Below are 18,221 nucleotides of genomic sequence, written 5' to 3'. Positions count from 1 at the left end.
AGGGCACCTCCTGGTGCTCGTACGCGCCCAGCGTCACCTCCCGCACCCGCCGCAGCACCTCGCGGAAGCTCGGGTCGCCGGAGAGATCGGTCCGCAGCACCAGCGTGTTGACGAAGAAGCCGATCAGCCCCTCCACCTCGTTCCGCCCCCGCCCGGCGATCGGGCTGCCCACCACCACGTCCTCACTCCCCGCGTACTTGCCCAGCAGCACCTGGAAGGCAGCCAGCGCAACCATGTACAGCGTCGCGCCCTCGCTGCGTCCCAGCGCCTGCAGCCGCTCCAGCAGCTCCAGGGAGAGCTCCACCGGGACCATCGCGCCCCGGTGCGTCTGCACCGCCGGACGGGGATGATCCGTCGGCAGCTCCAGCAGCTCCGGCGCGCCCGCCAGGCGCTCCTTCCAGTAGGCCAGCTGCCGGTCCAGCACCTCGCCCGCCAGCTGCTCCCGCTGCCAGACCGCGTAGTCGGCGTACTGCACCGCCAGCTCCGGCAGCGGCGACCCACGTCCCTCGCGGTACGCCGTGTACAGCGCCGAAAGCTCGCGGAAGAGCACCCCCAGGCTCCACCCGTCGCTGACGATGTGGTGCATGCCGAGCAGCAGCACGTGATCCTCGGCGCCCAGCCGCAGCAGCGCCGCTCGGAACAGCGGCCCCGCCGCAAGGTCGAAGGGCCGCCGCGCCTCCTCGCCGGCACGCTGCATGACCGCCGCCTCGAGATCCGCCTGGCCGAGCCCCGACAGGTCCTCCACCGGCACGACGAAGCCGCCGAACGGCGCGACCACCTGCACGGGCGAGCCGTCCACCTCGCCGAAGACCGTGCGCAGCGCCTCGTGGCGCCGCACGATCTCACCCAGCGCCCGCTCCAGCGCCGCCTCATCGAGTGTGCCCTCCAGGCGCGATGCCATGGGCATGTTGTAGACGGCGCTTCCCGGCTCCAGCCGGTCGATGAACCAGAGCCGCTCCTGCGCGAAAGAGAGCGGCAGCGCCGCCGTGCGCTCCACCGGCATCACCGGCGGCAGCACCGGCAGCTCCGCGCGGCGCATCTCTTCCACGCGCACCCCCAGCTCCGCCACCGTGGGGCCCTCGAAGAGCACCCGCAGCGGCACCTCCACCCCGAACACCTCGCGGATGCGCGACACCACCCGCGTGGCGAGGAGCGAATGCCCGCCCAGCTCGAAGAAGCTTTCCTCCACCCCCACCCGCTCCAGGCGCAGCACCTCGGCCCAGATCCCCGCCAGCACCTCCTCCACCGGCGTCCGCGACGCCAAGTACCGGTCCTCCTCCGGCGCCAGCTCCGGCGCGGGGAGCGCCCTGACGTCCAGCTTCCCGTTCGGCGTCAGCGGCAGCTGCTCCAGCACCACGAAGGCGGCGGGCACCATGTACTCCGGCAGGCTCTCCCGCAGGTGCGCGCGCAGCCCGGCCGCCTCCACACGTCCCACGACGTACGCCACCAGCCGCTTCTCTCCGGGCTGGTCCTCGCGCACGATCACCCGCGCACCGCGCACCTCCGCGTGCGCCGACAGCGCGGCCTCGATCTCCCCCGGCTCGATGCGGAAGCCGCGCACCTTCACCTGTTCGTCCACCCGTCCCAGGAACTCAAGAACGGCAGTGCGTGAGTGCGTTCGTGCGTCAGTGCGGGAGTCGGGCACGGGATCCACTTCCGCACTTTCCTCCCGCCACCGCACCCGGTCGCCCGTCCGATAGAGGCGCGCCCCGGCCTCGCCGCCGAATGGATCGGGGACGAATTTCTCGGCCGTTAGCCCCGGCCGGCCCAGGTAGCCGCGCGCCACGCCCACGCCCCCCACGTACAGCTCGCCGGGGACGCCCACCGGCGCCGGCCGGCCGGCCGCGTCCAGCGCGTACACCCGCACGTTCTCCAGCGGCCGGCCGATCGCCGGGGCACGCCCGTCCGCTTCGCAGGCAGCGGAGGCGGCGCAGACCGTGGTCTCCGTCGGCCCGTAGGCGTTCACGAAGGCACGGCCAACGCTCCACCGCTCCACCGTGGCGGCGTCCACCGCCTCCCCCGCGCTCACCACCGTGCGCAGCTCCGGCAGGTCGTCCGGCGGAAGGATGGCCAGCACCGACGGCGGCAGGGTGGCCACGGTGACCCGCCCGCGCCGCAGCGTCTCCAGCAGCTCCGCACCGGGGAGAAGCGCCTCTCGCGGCGCCATCACCAGCGTGGCGCCGGCGAGCAGCGCGTCGAACACCTCCGCCACCGCCGCGTCGAAGGAGAACGAGGCGAACTGCAGCACGCGGCTGGTGCCGTCGATGCCGAAGCGGCGGGCCTGCGCGTACGCCAGGTTGGGAACGCCCCGGTGCGGCACCATCACCCCCTTGGGCGTCCCCGTGCTCCCGGAGGTGTAGATCACGTACGCCAGATGGTCCGGCGAGACGCCGCGCTCCGGGTTCTCCGCGGACTCCGCCGCGATCCGCTCTCGGCCGACGTCGAGGCAGACGATCTCGGCGCCCTGGAGAGAAAGCCCCTCCGGCAGCGGCAGGCGGGTGAGCAGGAGCGGGGCGCCCGAGTCGGCGAGCATGAAGCCCAGCCGCCCGGCCGGGTAGGCGGGGTCCAGCGGCACGTAGGCGCCCCCGGCCTTGAGCACGGCCAGGATAGAGACGACCATCTCCGTTCCCCGCTCCAGGCAGATCGCGACCCGCGTCTCCGGCCCGACGCCGAGGCTGGCGAGGTGGTGCGCCAGCTGGTTCGCCCGCGCGTTCAGCTCCGCGTAGCTCAGCGTCTCGTCTTCGAAGACGAGTGCGACCGCGCCGGGCGTGCGCTCCGCCTGGGCTTCGAACAGCTCGTGGATGCACCGGTCCGCCGGATGCTCCGCCTCCGTCCAGTTCCACGCCTCCAGCACCAGCGCGCGCTCCGCCTCGCTGAGCAGCTCCAGCCGCGAAAGCCGCACGTCCGCGTCTGCGGCCACCTGCTCCAGCACCCGCTCCAGGTGGCCGAGCATCCGCAGGGCCGTGCCGCGCTCGAACAGGTCCGTGGCGTAGCTGAGGCGCGCGCCGACGCCGTCGGGCCCCTGCGCCAGCTCCAGGCTGAGGTCGAAGCGGGCCGCCTCCCCCGTGCCGCCCCTGGCTTCCAGCCGCAGCGCGTCCGCCGCTGGGCCGGGTGCCGCGGCCAGTCCGCCGCCGATGCTGTGCTGGTTGTGCAGGACGATGGCGGCCTGCACCAGCGGCGCGTGCGTCAGCGAGCGCTCGGGGTTCAGCTCCTCCACCAGCTTCTCGAACGGGAGCGCCTGGTGCTCGAAGGCGCGCAGCGTGGCCTCGCGCACGCGCGCCAGCAGTTCCGCGAAGGTGGGATCGCCCGAGAGGTCGCCGCGCAGCACCAGCGTGTTCACGAAGAACCCGACGATCCCCTCCACGTCCGCCGAGGCGCGGTTGGCGACGGCCGTGCCCACCAGCACGTCGTCCTGGCTGGCGTAGCGGCCCAGCAGGAGCTGGAAGGCGGCCAGGTACACCATGAACGTCGTGGCGTCGTGCGCCCGCGCCAGCGCGTCGACGCGCGCGGGGAGGCCGGCGCCCAGCGTGGCGCTGACGGCGGCGCCGCGCTGGGTGCGCACGGAGGGGCGAGGGCGGTCCGGCGCGATCTCCAGCAGCGTGGGTGCCCCCTCCAGCGCGTCGCGCCAGAAGCCCACCAGCCGCGCGAGCGCGTCGCCGGAAAGGCGATTGCGCTCGCGAAGGGCATGGTCGCCGTACTGCAGCGGGAGCGGCGCCAGCGGCGAGGGCTCGCCCCGCGAGAAGGCCTGGTACAGCGCCTTCAGCTCGCGCTCCAGGATACCGGTGGACCAGCCGTCGGTGACCGCGTGGTGCAGGTTCCACAGTAAGGCGTGCTCGTCGGCCGCCAGCCGGACCAGGGAGGCGCGGAAGAGCGGGCCCTCCTCCAGCCGGAAGGGGGCCGCGGCGTCCGCGCGCGCCAGCCGCTGCAGCTCGGCCCGCGCCTCGCCGGGAGCCAGTGCGGAGAGGTCCGTCACCTGCAGCCGGAAGGGCGCGGGCGGGGCGACCACCTGCACCGGCTCTCCGCCGCGCTCCTCCAGGTGTGTGCGCAGCGTCTCATGGCGCCGCACCAGCTCGTCGACCGCGCGCTCCAGCGCGGCCCCATCCAGGGGGCCGGGGATGCGCCAGATGCGGGGCATCGAGTAGGCGGTGCTCCCCGGCTCCAGGCGATCCAGCAGCCACAGCCGCCGCTGCGCGAACGACGCGGGAAACTCGGAGGGGCGCTCGCCGCCGCCGCGCCCGGCCAACGCCGCGGCTGCGCGGCCCTTCAGCTTCAGCGCCAGCAGCCTCTGCTTTTCGCGCGACAGCTGGGCCAGCCGGGCAATGATGTCAGCCATCGCTCTGTGTGTGGTGGGCTACCGACGAGAGACGGAGGCACCTAGTGCCCGGTGCCTCGCGACCGCGGTTCGGTGCGGCGCGGTGGGTTCGTGCTCGGCGGGGCCGCTGCCGCTAGTGAGGGGGCTTACGAGCCTGGTTTGCATGCCGCGGCGCGGCCCCCCGCAAGCGGCAGGAGGGGGCTTTTTCTGCTGCCGCGCGGAGTTCCGCGCGCACGAGGTGCTTCGCCGGCAACCTCCCCCGCAACAGGGGAGAACGGACCGCCCCAGCGCTCAGAAGGGGGCGCCGCGGCCGCGGGCGCGCACCGCTGCCCCACGGCCACGCCCCGCCGTCACGCCTCGTCCCCGATCCCCGCCAGCAGGGCCGCTACCTCCTCGTCGCTCAGCCCTTCCAGCTCCGTGAGAGCATCGGCGACCGCGGCCTCGACCGCCGCGGCGAGGCCGGCGACGGTCGGGCTCTCGAAGAGCACGCGGAGGGGAAGCTCCACGTCCAGCCTTTGGGAGATGCGCGCCAGCACCTGCGTCGCCTTGAGCGAGTGGCCCCCGTGCACGAAGAAATCGTCCTCCACGCCCACCTTCTCCACGCCCAGCACCTCCATCCAGATCTCCGCGACCACCCGCTCCGTGGCCGTGCGCGGCTCCACCAGTTGGGCCGTGGAGGGCGCCTCCGGATCGGGGAGGGCACGGCGGTCCACCTTGCCGTTCGCGGTCAGCGGAAGCCGGTCCAGCCGCACGTAGGCCGACGGGACCATGTACTCCGGCAGGAGTGCCTTCAGGTGCGCCCGGAGCACGGCGGCATCGGGCCCGTCGGCACCTTCGTCGGAGGGGACCCAGTATGCCACCAGCCGCCGGTCGCCCTCCATCTCGCGCACCATCAGGACGGCTTCCCTGAGCGCCGGATGCGACACCAGGGCGCTTTCCACCTCGCCCAGCTCCACGCGGAAGCCGCGCACCTGTACCTGCTGGTCGGCGCGCCCCAGCGGCTCCACCTCGCCGTCCGGGCGGTAGCGGCCCAGGTCGCCGGTGCGGTACAGGCGGTCGCGCGGATCGCCGGTCCACGGGTTGGCCACGAAGCGCTCCGCCGAGAGCGCTTCGTCGCCCAGGTAGCCGGCGGCCAGGTGCGGCGAGCGCATCCAGATCTCGCCCACCTCGCCGATCCCCGCGATCTCCCCCGTCGCGTTGCGGACGAGCAGCTGCACCCCGGGGATCCCGCGTCCCAGGGGGATGATCTCCTTCTGCTCGGCTTGCGTGTCGACTACGTGGAACGAGACGGCGCGCTGCGTCTCGGTAGACCCGTAGTAGTTGACGACGCGCAGGTTGGGCGCGAGCGCCGCCAGCCGCTGCACGTCGGCGCGGCGGAGGACGTCGCCCACGAAGAAGGCGCGGCGCAGCGAATCGATCCGCTCACCCGCGGACGCGTCCGCCAACAGCTGGCCCATGGCCGGCGTCAGGTGCGCCACGGTGACCCCCGCCTCGCGCATCCACCGCGCGAGGTAGCCGGGGGTGCCGATCCCGTCCGGCTCCGGCGCGACGACCGCGGCGCCGAGCTGGAGCGGGGTGAAGATGTCGCGGTGCAGCGGGTCGTGCGCCAGCCCGGAAAGGAGGCTGAAGCGGTCGGACGCGGAGAGACCGAACTCCGCCGCCAGCCACGGCGTGAAGTGCGTGAGCGACGAGTGCCGCCCCATCACCGCCTTGGGCGTGCCCGTGGTCCCCGACGTGAACGACAGGTACGCCAGCGTATCGGGCCCCACCTCCACCGACACGGGGGATGCGGACGACGGGATGCCGTCCACCTCTTCCGCCGCCGCGTCGCCACGCGGGTGGAGGACGAGGGTCGTCCGGAGGGTTTCGGCCAGCACCGCCGCCACCTCGCCGGGCAGATCGCCCGCCGCGGAAAGGTGGAGATGCGCGGCGGGGCGCGCGATGCGGACGTACTCGGCCAGGCGTGCGGCCGGGTAGGCCGGATCGAGGACCAGGAAGGCCGCGCCGCTCTTCATCGTCCCCAGCAGCGCGCGGACCAGCGCGGCGCTCCGGTGGCCGGTAACGGCGACGACATCGTCCACGCCTACCCCGGCATCCGCCAGCGCGCGGGCGATGCGGTCCGTGGCCGCGTCCAGCTCGGCGTACGTCCACCGCTCGCGCGGGTCCTCCACCGCCAGCGCCTCCGGCGTCTCCATCGCCCGCGCGGCGAACACTTCGTGAACCGCGCCCCGCCACGTGTCGTCCAGCGGCGCGGCCGGATCGGGAAGGACGCCACGCGCCGCTTCCGTCGCCAGCGACAGCGCCCCGACGCGGGTTTCCGGCGCGGCCGCGGCCTGGCGGAGCACGCCCTCGAGCTGCGCCAGGAACTCGCGCATCCGCGGCGCGTCGAACAGGTCCGCGGCGTACACCAGGTTGACGACGATCGCCCCGTTCCGCTCCAGCACGTACAGCGTGAGGTCGAACTTGCTGGCCGCGTCGCCGATCGAGCCGGCCCCCGCCACCTCCAGCCCCTCGCCGCGGACGGCGCCGTCCTGGAAGTTCATCAGGTTGAGCATCACCTGGAACACGGGGGCGTGCGCCATGCTGCGCTCGGGACGCACCTCCTCCAGCACCCGCTCGAAGGGGAGATCCTGGTGCGCGTACGCGTCCAGCGTGCTTTCGCGCACCCGCCCCAGCAGCTCGCGGAAGCTCGGGTCGCCCGAAAGGTCGGCCCTGAGCGCCAGCGAGTTCAGGAACAGGCCCACCATCCGCTCGGTTTCTGCCCGCGTCCGCCCGGCGATGGGCGTCCCGACGACGACGTCCTCCTGCCCGGCGAGGCGTCCCAGGACCACGTCCAGCGCGGCGAGGAGAACCATGAACAGCGTGGCCCCCTCGCGGCGGGCGAGCGCCTGCACCTCCCCCGCCAGGGCGGGCGCGACGACCAGGCGCTCCACCGCGCCGCGGTGCGATTCCACCGGCGGCCGGGGACGGTCGGTCGGCAGCTCCAGCAGCGCCGGGGCGCCCTCCAGCGCCTGCCGCCAGAACTCCATCTGCCGCTCCAGCGCGGCGCCGGACAGGCGCTCGCGCTGCCACACCGCGTAGTCCGCGTACTGCAGCGCGGGCTCCGGCAGCGGCGACGCTTCGCCGCGCGAAAAGGCGCCGTAGAGCGCGGAGATCTCCTCCCGCAGCACCCCCAGCGACCACCCGTCGCCGACGGCGTGGTGCAGGTTGAGGAGCAGGAGGTGCTCGTCATCGGCCACGTGGACGAGCGACCCGCGGAAGAGCGGCCCGCGCGCCAGGTCGAAGCGGTGCCGCGAGGCTTCGGCCACCAGGCGGCCGGCCTCGGCCCGCCGCTCGCCCTCGGGCAGGTGCCGCAGGTCGGTGACCGGCAGGTCGAAGCTGGCCGGGGGCGGGGCGATTCGCTGCACGGGAACGCCGTCCACGGCCGGGAGCGTCGTGCGCAGCGGCTCGTGGCGGCGCACCAGCTCGGCCAGCGCGCGGCGGAGGGCATCGTCGTCGAGACCACCGGTGATGTAGTACGAGAACGGGATGGCGTACACCGGGCTTCCCGGGTCCAGCGCGTCCACGAACCAGAGCCGCTCCTGCGCGAACGTCACCGGCAGGTCGCCCTCGCGCCCGGCGGGGGCGATGGCGTCGGCGCCGGCCGCCGCGCCGGTGTCGCGGAGACGGTCGATCTCGGCCGCCAGCCCGGAAAGGACCGGCTGCTCGAAGAGGGCGCGGAGCGGGAGCTCCACGCCGAAGACCTGGTGGACGCGCGCGGCGACGCGGGTGGCAAGGAGCGAGTGCCCGCCCAGGTCGAAGAATTTCTCCTCGGCGCCCACCCGCTCCAGCCGCAGCACCTCTGCCCAGATCCCCGCCAGCACCTCTTCGGTCGGCGTCCGCGGCGCCACGTACGTCTCCTCCGACGACGCGAGCTCCGGCGCCGGCAGCGCCTTGCGGTCCAGCTTTCCGTTCGGGTTCAGCGGCAGCGCGTCCAGGAAGACGAATGCGGACGGGACCATGTACTCCGGCAGGCTCCGCCGGAGGTGCTCGCGCAGCGCCTCCACCTCCGCTTTACCCACGACGTACGCCACCAGCCGCGTCTCGGCCGTCTCCGCGCGCGCCATCACCACGCAGTCGGCCACGCTCTCGTGCCGGCGCAGCACCGCCTCGACCTCCCCCGGCTCGATCCGGAAGCCACGGATCTTCACCTGCGCGTCCATGCGTCCCAGGAAGTCCAGGACCGCGGTGCGCGTACCTTCCACCCAGCGCCCTCGGTCGCCCGTGCGGTACATCCGCGCTCCCGGGGCGGAGGCGAAGGGATCGGGAACGAAGCGCTCCGCCGTCATCCCCGGCTGGTCCAGGTAGCCGCGCGCCACCCCCGTCCCCGCGATGCACAGCTCCCCCGGAACCCCCACCGGCTGCGGGCCGAGGGCGCCGTCCAGCACGTACACGCGGGTGCCGGCGAGCGGGGAGCCGATGGGAATGCGCCCCGCCACACCCTCCACTTCGTACGCGGTGGCCCAGACCGTCGTTTCCGTGGGGCCGTAGAGGTTCACGATGCCGGCGGAGACGACGGTGCCGAGCTCGCCGACGAGGTCCGGCGGAAGCGGCTCGGCCCCCAGGAGCAGGCGCTCCACGCCGGCCAGCCCCTCCACCCCCGACTCCGCCAGCAGCATCCGCAGCAGCGACGGCGTGCACTGCAGGTGGGTAACGGCGTGCCGGCGGATTCGCCGCGCGAGCGCCCCCGGCTCTGCCCGCGCCCGCTCGAAGTCCGGGTGCAGCACCACCCGGAAGCCGCGCGCCAGCGTCCAGAACAGCTCCGTGATGGAGGCGTCGAAGCCGATTCGCGAAACCGCCAGCCACGTCCCCGGCGCCGTGCCGCCCACGTGGCCGTCCATCGCGGCCACCAGGGCCACCACGTTGGCGTGCGTCACCACCACGCCCTTGGGGCGCCCGGTGGAGCCGGAGGTGTAGATCACGTACGCCGTGTTCGCGGGGACGACGGCGCTCCGGGGCGCCTCCGCGGCATCCCCCTCGATCGCGTCCGCGTCTCCGTCCACCACGACGATCCGCACATCCTCCCCGGCCAGGAGCTCGCGGAGCGACGGCTGCGTCACCACGAGCGGGGCGCCCGCGTCCTTGAGCATGTACGCCAGCCGGCCGGCGGGGTAGCCGGGGTCCAGGGGAAGGTACGCCGCCCCCGTCTTGAGCACGGCAAGGACGGCGACCATCATCTCCGCCCCCCGCTCCAGGCAGACCCCCACCCGCACCTCGGGGCCCGCGCCCAGGCGGGCGAGATGGCACGCCAGCCGGGTGGCGCGCGCCTCCAGCGCGCGGTAGGTGAGCGACGTGTCCTCGAACACCACCGCTTCGGCGTCGGGCGTCCGCTCGGCTTGCGCCGCGATCAGCGCGTGCAGAAGCCCCTCGCCGGGGGGGGCCGCCTCCGCGCCGCTCCACGTTTCCAGGACCCTGCGCCGCTCCGCCCCGTCCAGCAGATCCACCGCGGAAAGGCGCGTGTCCGGGTCGGTGGACAGGAGCGCCAGCACCCGCTCCAGGTGGCTGGCCATCCGACGGGCAGTCCCCTCGTCGAAGAGGTCCGTGGCGTACTCCAGCGAGCCGGAAAGGCCGCGCGCGTCGCTCCGGAGAACGAGGGTGAGGTCGACCTGCGTGGTCTCTGCCTGTCCGCTCGTGAACGGCGCCGGCCCGGGCCCGCCCTCGCCGGGGGGGGCCGAGGCCGGCGCGGGCTCCGGCGAGGGCCCGTCCGCGCCGGCGGGAGCGGGCGCGGCCTCCTCGAGCAGGAACAGCACCTGGAAGAGCGCGGAGTGGCTGAGGCTGCGTTGGGGGCTCAGCTCCGCCACCACCCGCTCGAACGGCACCTCCTGGTTCTGGTACGCATCGAGCGCCATCTCGCGCACACGATCCACCACCACGCGAAAGGTGGGGTCGCCGGAAAGGTCGGTGCGCAGCACCAGGGTGTTCACGAAGATCCCGATCAGCCCCTCGACCTCGCGGCGCGACCGCCCCGACACGGCGATCCCCACCGAAACGTCCTGCGCCCCGGCGTGCCGGGCCAGCAGCACCTGGAAGGCACCCAGGAGCACCATGTGCAGCGTGGCGCCCTGGACGTTCGCCAGCGCGCGCAGGCGATCCACCACCACGAGCGGCACCTCCACCGGCACCTGGGCGCCACGAAAGGAGGGGACCGGCGTCCGCGGCCGGTCCGTCGGCAGCTCCAGCAGCTCCGGTGCGCCCCCCAGCTGACGCCGCCAGTACGCCAGCTGCCGCTCCGCCGCCGCCGGCGGCTGCGCGCGCTGCCAGGCGGCGTAGTCGGCGTACTGCACGGGGAGCGGCGGGAGGGGGGAGTCCCACCCCTGCCGGTACGCGTCGTACAGCGCGGCCAGCTCGCGCAGGAACACCCCCAGGCTCCACCCGTCGCTGATGATGTGGTGCATCCCCACCAGCAGCACGTGGTCCTGGGCATCCAGCCGCAGGAGCGAGGCGCGGAACACCGGGCCGGCCGAAAGGTCGAAGGGGCGCGCCCGCTCGCGCGCGAGACGCGCCTGCGCCTGCGCCCCGCGTTCCCCGGGCGGAAGGCCGGAAAGGTCCTCCACCGCGAGCGCGAAGCCGGTGAAGGGAGCGACCACCTGGGCCGGAACGCCGTTCACCTCGCGAAAGGTGGTGCGGAGCACGTCGTGCCGGCGTACCACCTCGCCCAGGGCGCGCTCCAGCACCGCCGCGTCGAGCGCGCCCGGGAGCCGCAGGGGGGTCACCAGGTTGTACGCCGTCATCCCCGGGTACATCCGGTCGATGAACCAGAGCCGCTCCTGTGCGTGCGAGAGGGGCGCGTCCCCCGTCTGCGCGCGGGGAACGATGGGCGCCTCCTGGTAGCGGCCCCGCAGGCGGGCCTCGCGCAGCGCGCGCTTGGCCGGGGAAAGCTCGGAAAGCTGCGTCATCGTACCCCTTCGGTGACCGCGTCCAGGGCGCCGCCCACCCCCGCGAGGGCGGACTCTGCCTCCTCGTCGCTCATCTCCTCCAGCTCCAGGAGGATCGCCGCGTCGACCAGCTCGGCCAGCCCGGCGACGGTGGGAGCCTCGAAGATCGCGCGCAGGGGAAGATCCACCTGGAAGACCTCGCGCACCCGGCCAAGGACCTGCAGCCCCAGGAGGGAGTGCCCGCCCAGCTCGAAGAAGGAGTCGCGCGTCCCGACCTCCCGGATCCCCAGCAGCTCGCGGAAGATCCCGGCGACGAGCTCCTCGGCCTCGCCGGTGGGCTCCAGGTACTCGGTCGCCAGGCTGGGGCGCGCGTGCAGCCCCTCCTGCGGAGCGGCCTGGCCGCCTTCGGCCGGGGCGGAGGCGGTACGGCGCGGGGTCCGGAAGCGCTCCAGGCGTGCGTGCAGGTCCTGGGGCGACACCACCACCCGCGGCTCCCCCGCCAGGGCGGCCAGCGTCTCGAACACCCGGACCCCTTCGGCGCGCGGGATCGCCCCCGCGGCCATGGCCGCGGAGCTACCTTCCTCCTCCCAGCGGTCCCAGCTCACGCTGGTCCAGCGCCGCCCCTGGGCCGCGCAGCGCTCGGCCCAGGCGTCGCCCAGCACGAACGCCGCGGTGGTCGCGGCCAGCCCCGACCCGCCGAAGACCGAAAAGATCGAGTTCTGGAGGAGGAGGAAGTCGAGCGGAAGCCCGGCCGTCGCCTCCTCGAGCGCGGCCAGCTCGCGCGTCAGGCGGGCCAGCTCCAGCCCGGCCGCGGCGGAGCGCGCCTCGGCCAGCGGGCCGGGTTCGCCCCCCCCGCCCTGGGTGGCGTGGACCACGCCGTGCAGCGCCCCGAACGCCTCCACGGCCGCCGCCACCGCGCCGCGCAGCGCCACGGCGTCGCGCGGGTCGGCGCGCAGGACGAGGGGCGTGCAGCCACGCGCCTCGGCGGCCATGATTCCCCGCAGCGTCTGGCCGGCGGCGCCCCCGCCGCCCGGGGAGGCGAGGACGGCGTCCCACGCCTCGCGCTCCGGGAAGGAGGGGGGCACCACCACGGCCAGCCGCGCCCCCACCCCCGCCAGGTGCTCGGCCAGCACCCCGGTGCCCGCGGGCATCCCCCCGGAGACGAGGTAGGCGCCCCCCGGGCGGAGGGACGCGGCGCCCGCGTCGGCAGGCGCCGCCTCGTACCGCAGCACCCAGCGCCGCGGTCCCCGGAGCGCCACGGTGGTATCCGCGGCGTCGGCGTCGGCCTCGGCCAGGAGCTGCTCCACCAGGCGCTCGTCGCCGGGCGCGCCGGGGCGTACGTCCACCGTGCGGCAGACGACGTGCGCCAGCTCCTGCGGAAGGGTCAGGCAGGCGCCCAGCACGGTCGCGCGCTCGGGGCGGACGTCCTCGCCGCCGGCCACGTCGCGCACCCCCTCGGTGGCCACCAGGAGCCGGAACGGCCCCTCGCTGGCCTCGCGGGCGAAGGTCGCCGCCAGGGCGGCGACGGTGGCGTACCCGCGCGCGTGTGCCCGGGCGAACGCCTCCGGCCCCTCCCCGCCCTCCGGGTCGATCCCCCACAGGACGATCACCCGGCGGGGACGGACCCCCGCCCCCTGCAGGGCGTCGCGCAGCGCGGCCAGGTCTTCGGCGGAGCCCGGGCGCACGGTGTAGCCGCGGTCGCCCGAACGGGCGAAGCCGTCGCCGGCCTCCGCCACCGCCACCGTGTGCCCCAGGCTTTCCAGCCGCCCGGCCAGCCGCCCGCCGATCCCCACGCCGTCCGCCAGCACCAGCCACTCCGCGGGTTCCGCGAGGGGCTGCGCGGGGAGCGGGGAGCGCCGCCAGGCGGGGAGGTACATCCACCCCGCCGGGCCGGACCGCCTTTCCGCGGCCGCTCCCCCGCGGCCCCCGGGGGCAGCCCCCGAGCCCGGCTCCACCCAGTAGCGCTCACGCTCGAAGGGGTAGGTGGGGAGCGCCACGCGCCGCAGCCGCTCGTGCGCATGCACCGCCTCCCAGTCCACCGATGCCCCCGCGGCCCAGAGCCGGCCGGCCGCGCCCAGGAGGTAGGCGTCGTCGGGGTGGCTCTCGAAGCGGTGGCGGAGGGCGACCACCAGCGTAGCCGGCGTGTCGCCCCAGCAGTCCACCTGGAGGGCCAGCCCGCCCACCGTGTTCCCGGGCCCCACCTCCAGGAGGAGGCGGAAGCCGTCGCGTGCGATCGTCTCCACCCCGTCGGAAAAGAGGACCGTCTGCACCAGGTGCCGCGTCCAGTACTCCGGGTCGGTGGCCTCTTCGGGGCGGATCCACCCGCCGGTCACGTTCGAGGCGAAGGGGATGGTGGGCGGGGAAAGGCGCACCCCGCGCAGGAGCTCCGCGAGGCGCTCCGCCACCGGCTCCATCATCGGCGAGTGGTAGGCGTGCTTGGCGGGGAGCCGCCGCACGGACACGCCGCTCGCCGTCATCTCGGCCTGCAGCGCGTCCACCGCCGCCTTGGGGCCCGAGACCACGCTGATCCACCAGGCGTTGTGGGCGCCGATCGCGAGCCCGTCGCGGAGGTAGGGGGCCGCCTTCTCCTTGGGAAAGGGAAGCCCCATCATCCCGCCCGGGGGCGTCTCCTCGATCAGCCGGGCCCGCTCGGCCACCAGCATCAGGGCGTCTTCGAGCGACCAGACCCCCGCCACCGTGGCCGCCACGTACTCGCCCAGCGAGTGGCCGATCATCGCCTCGGGGCGCACCCCCCAGCTCAACCAGAGCCGCGCCAGGGCGTACTCGGTGACGAAGAGCGCCGGCTGGGCCAGCCGGGTGCTGTCCAGGAGCCCCATGTCGTCGTCCCGGCCGGCGCGCCCCAGCAGGGCGCGCAGGTCGAGCCCGGCGGGCGCGCCGTCCGCCGGCGCCGGCTCGTCGGCCGGGTACAGGGCCTCGCGCAGGTCCATCCCCAGCCAGGGCCGGAGGATCTCGGCGCAGCGGTCCACCGTTTCGCGGAAGAGGGGCTCGGTCTCGTAGAGGCCCTTCCCCATCCCCGGGTAGTGGTTGCCCAGGCCGGGGAAGACGAAGGTGACGGGCTGCCCGCCCTCCGGCGGCGCCGCGTCGAAGAGCTGCCCGGGGGCGCGCTGCTCCAGCGCGCGGGCGGCGCCTTCGCCGTCGCGGGCCACCAGGGTGCGGCGGTGCGCGAACGACTTGCGCCCGGTCTGCAGCGTCCAGGCGACGTCCGCCAGCTCCTGCTCCGGGTGGGCGCGCAGGTGCGCCGCCAGCCGGTCGGTGGCCGCCTCGAGCGCGGCCGGGGTGCGGGCGGAAAGGGGGAGGACGTGCCATGCCCGCGCCGGGGCGGACGGCGCCCGCGGGGGCGCCTCCTCCAGCACCACGTGCACGTTGGTCCCCCCGATCCCCAGCGAGGAGACCCCGGCGCGCCGGGGGAGGGCGCCGCCGCCCGGGAAGGGGACGAGGCCGGTGTTGACGAAGAAGGGCGAGCCGGCGAAGTCGATCTGCGGGTTGGGCTCGGTGAAGTGCAGGCTGGGGGGGATCTCGCCGTGCTCCAGGGCGAGGACCGCCTTGACGAACCCCGCCACCCCCGCCGCGGCGTCCAGGTGGCCGACGTTGGTCTTGACCGACCCCAGGGCGCAGTACCCCGTGCGCCCCACCTCCCCGAACGCCCGGGTGAGGGCGGCCACCTCCACGGGGTCGCCCAGCTCGGTCCCGCTCCCGTGCGCCTCCACGTACCCCATCGTTTCCGGGTCCACCCCGGCCAGCGCCAGCGCCTCCTCCACGACCTCGGCCTGTCCCTCGACGCTGGGGGCGGTGAAGCCCACCTTCTGCGCGCCGTCGTTGTTCATGGCCGAGCCCAGGATCACCGCGCGCACCGGGTCGCCGTCGGCCAGGGCGTCTTCCAGCCGCCGCAGGACCACCACCCCGAGCCCGCTCCCCCCCACGGTGCCGGCCGCGCGGGTGTCGAAGGCGCGGCAGTACCCGTCGGGCGACATGATCCCCCCCGGCGCGTACCGGTGTCCCCGCTGCAGACTGAGCCCCACGCCCCCCGCGACGGCCAGGTCGCACTCGCCGGCCGCGAGCGCCTGGCACGCCAGGTGGATGGCCGCCAGCCCCGTGGAGCACGCCGTCTGCACGTTCACCGCGGCCCCGCGCAGGTCCAGCTTGTAGGAGGCGCGCGAGGCGAGGAAGGTGCGTTCGTTGAGGAGCTCCAGCGCGAAGTGGCCCACCGACTCCACCACGTCGGGGCGGCTGAGGAGGTGCTGGGCCAGGTACCTGCTCCCCGACGCCCCGGCGTAGACCGCCACCGCCTCCTGCTCGCTCCCCGGGACGTGCCCCGCGTTCTCCAGCGCCTCCCAGGCGGCCTCCAGGAACATGCGCTGCTGCGGGTCCAGCATCTCCGCGTCGCGCGGGCTGAAGCCGAAGAAGGCGGCGTCGAAGCGGTCGATCCCTTCCAGCACCCCTACGGCCCGCACGTGCGCCGGATCGGTGTCCCCCTCTTCCGCGTCGAAGAAGGTGATCGAGTGCACTCCGGCGCGCAGGTTCTCCCAGAACCGCTCCACGTCGGCCGCGCCCGGGAAGCGCCCCGCCATCCCGATCACCGCCACGGCCCCGATTGGATCGCTCATGAATCGTCTCCCTTGTGTGTCGCTCCCCCGCTCGCACCCGCCCCTTGTCCCGCCCGCGCCCGGCGGACGGCGGCGCGGTCGCGCCCCCGCCGCCTGCGCCCCTCCGCGCCGGCCCGCGGCCCCGCCGCGCCCTCCCCCTCGGCCCCCAGGTGCTCGGCCAGCGCCGAAACCGTGGAAAAACGGAAGAGGTCGGCGATCGGGATCGTCCGGTCCAGCGTTTCGCGGAGGCGCGCCTGCACCTTCACGAGCAGGAGGGAGTGCCCGCCGAGGTCGAAGAAGTTCTCTTTCACCCCCACGCGGGGGCGCCCCAGCACCTCGGCCCAGATGGCCGCCAGCGCCGCCTCCAGGGGCCGGCGCGGCGGCGCGTAGCTCGTTTCGGCGGAAACCGGCTCCGGTGCCGGCAGCGCCCTGCGGTCCAGCTTGCCGTTCGCCGTCCGCGGCAGCTGCTCCAGCCCCACGAAATCCGCCGGCACCATGTACTCCGGCAGGCTTCGCCGCAGGTGCCCGCGCAGCACCTCGGCCCGTGCTTCGCCGACCACGTACGCGACCAGCCGCTGCTCGCCCGCCTCGGCGCGTGCCACCACGACGCAGTCGGAAACTCCTTCGTGCCCGCGCAGCACCGCCTCGATCTCGCCCGGCTCCACGCGAAAGCCGCGCACCTTCACCTGGTGGTCCAGCCGCCCCAGGTACTCCAGCGTCCGATCCGCGCTGTACCGGACGCGGTCGCCCGTGCGGTACATCCGCGCGCCGGCTTCGGCCGCGAACGGATCGGGAAGGTACCGCTCCGCCGTAAGCCCCGGCCGCCCCAGGTAGCCGCGCGTCACCCCCCTGCCCCCCAGGTACAGCTCGCCCGGCACCCCCACCGGCACCGGCCGCAGCCCGGCATCGGCGACGTACGCCCGCGAGTTCGGCAGCACGCGTCCGATCGTCACCGGGCCTCCCGGCCGCCGGAGCGCGAACGTGCTGAACGTGGTGTCTTCGGAAGGACCGTACAGGTCGTAGACCCGTTCCACCCCGTGCGCGTACAGCGCATCCACCAGCTCCGCCCGGAGCGGCTCACCCGCCAGGTTCACCGTTTTCACCCCGGACGGGATCCCCCCGCTCTTCAGCAGCGCCGCGGCGGCGGAGGGCACGGTGTCGAGGAGCCGCACCTGGTCCGCGGCCGGCGACTGCGGCAGCGCGAGCGCGTTTTCCACCACGATCACCCGCCCGCCCCGGGTGAGCGGCGCGAAGAGCTCGAAGACCGACAGGTCGAAGGTGATCGACGTCGACGCCAGCACCCCCGCCAGCTCCTCGCCGGAGTACGCGCTCCACGCCCACGCTAGCATCGCCACGGCGCTCTCGTGCTCGATCGCTACGCTCTTGGGAATGCCCGTCGATCCGGAGGTGTAGATCAGGTACGCCAGGTTCCGCGGCGAGACGCGGCTCTCCACGTTCTCCGCGCTCGCGGCCGCGATCTCCGCCCGCGCCTCCTCCTCGACCACGACGTGGACGCCGGGCCCGGCGACGAGGAGGCCGCGCAGCTTCTCCTGCGTGAGCAGCACCGAAGCGGCGGAGTCGGCCGACAGGAACGCCAGCCGCTCGGCCGAGTACGCGGGGTCCAGCGGCACGTAGGCGCCCCCGGCCTTGAGCACGGCAAGGAGGGAGACGACCATCTCCAGCCCGCGCTCCAGGCAGATCCCCACCCGCACCTCGGGCCCCACGCCGAGACCGGCGAGATGGCGTGCCAGCCGGTTCGCCCGCTCGTTCAGCGCCCGGTAGGTGAGCGAATCCGCTTCGTGGACGACGGCGACCGCCTCCGGGATCCGCTCCGCCTGCGCCTCGAACAGCTCGTGGATGCATCGGTCCGCCGGGTACCCCGCCTCCGTCCGGTTCCACTCATCCAGCACGAGCGCGCGCTCCGCCTCGCCGAGCAGCTCCAGCCGCGAAAGCCGCACGTCCGCGCTGGCGGCGACCTGCTCCAGCACGCGCGCCAGGTGGCCGAGCATCCGCTCGGCCGTGCCCCGCTCGAAGAGGCCGGTGCTGTAGTTCAGCCCGCCGCGCAGCCCCTGGGCGGTCGCCGCGAGCGTCAGCGAGAGATCGAACTTTGCCATCTCGATCTCCGTTCCCACTCCCTGCACGCCCAGCCCCCCGAGCCTGCCGCCCGTACCCTGGGCGTTGTCCAGCGTGAACGACACCTGGAAGAGCGGCGAGTGGCTCAGGCTGCGCTCCGGGCTCAGCTCCGCCACCAGCTTTTCGAAGGGCACCTCCTGGTGCTCGTACGCGCCCAGCGTCACCTCCCGCACCCGCCGCAGCACCTCGCGGAAGCTCGGGTCGCCGGAGAGATCGGTCCGCAGCACCAGCGTGTTGACGAAGAAGCCGATCAGCCCC

Annotated in this window: 4 protein-coding genes; all 4 read right to left on the bottom strand. The window is 74.5% G+C overall.

The features are described 5' to 3' along the window. The coding region (locus tag VF632_RS16635; protein WP_331024049.1) for an amino acid adenylation domain-containing protein at nt 1–4,333 on the bottom strand (4,333 nt) is incomplete at its 3' end. 329 nt (nt 4,334–4,662) lie between these two features. Beyond that, the gene (locus VF632_RS16630) at nt 4,663–11,247 is read right to left on the bottom strand and encodes an amino acid adenylation domain-containing protein (protein ID WP_331024048.1); all 6,585 of its coding nucleotides are present in this window, start codon (nt 11,245–11,247) and stop codon (nt 4,663–4,665) included. Further along, nucleotides 11,244–15,851: a type I polyketide synthase gene (locus tag VF632_RS16625; RefSeq protein WP_331024047.1), complete on the bottom strand. Its 4,608-nt coding sequence runs from the start codon at nt 15,849–15,851 to the stop codon at nt 11,244–11,246. Before VF632_RS16625 ends, VF632_RS16630 begins: the two co-directional genes overlap by 4 nt. Continuing rightward, nucleotides 15,848–18,221, bottom strand: a 2,374-nt coding sequence (locus VF632_RS16620; protein ID WP_331024046.1) for an amino acid adenylation domain-containing protein, incomplete at its 5' end; no start/stop codon positions are given. The genes VF632_RS16625 and VF632_RS16620, both read right to left, overlap by 4 nt.

This window comes from Longimicrobium sp., from assembly GCF_036388275.1.
Lineage (GTDB): Bacteria > Gemmatimonadota > Gemmatimonadetes > Longimicrobiales > Longimicrobiaceae > Longimicrobium.
This window is presented reverse-complemented; position numbering and strand designations above follow the sequence as displayed.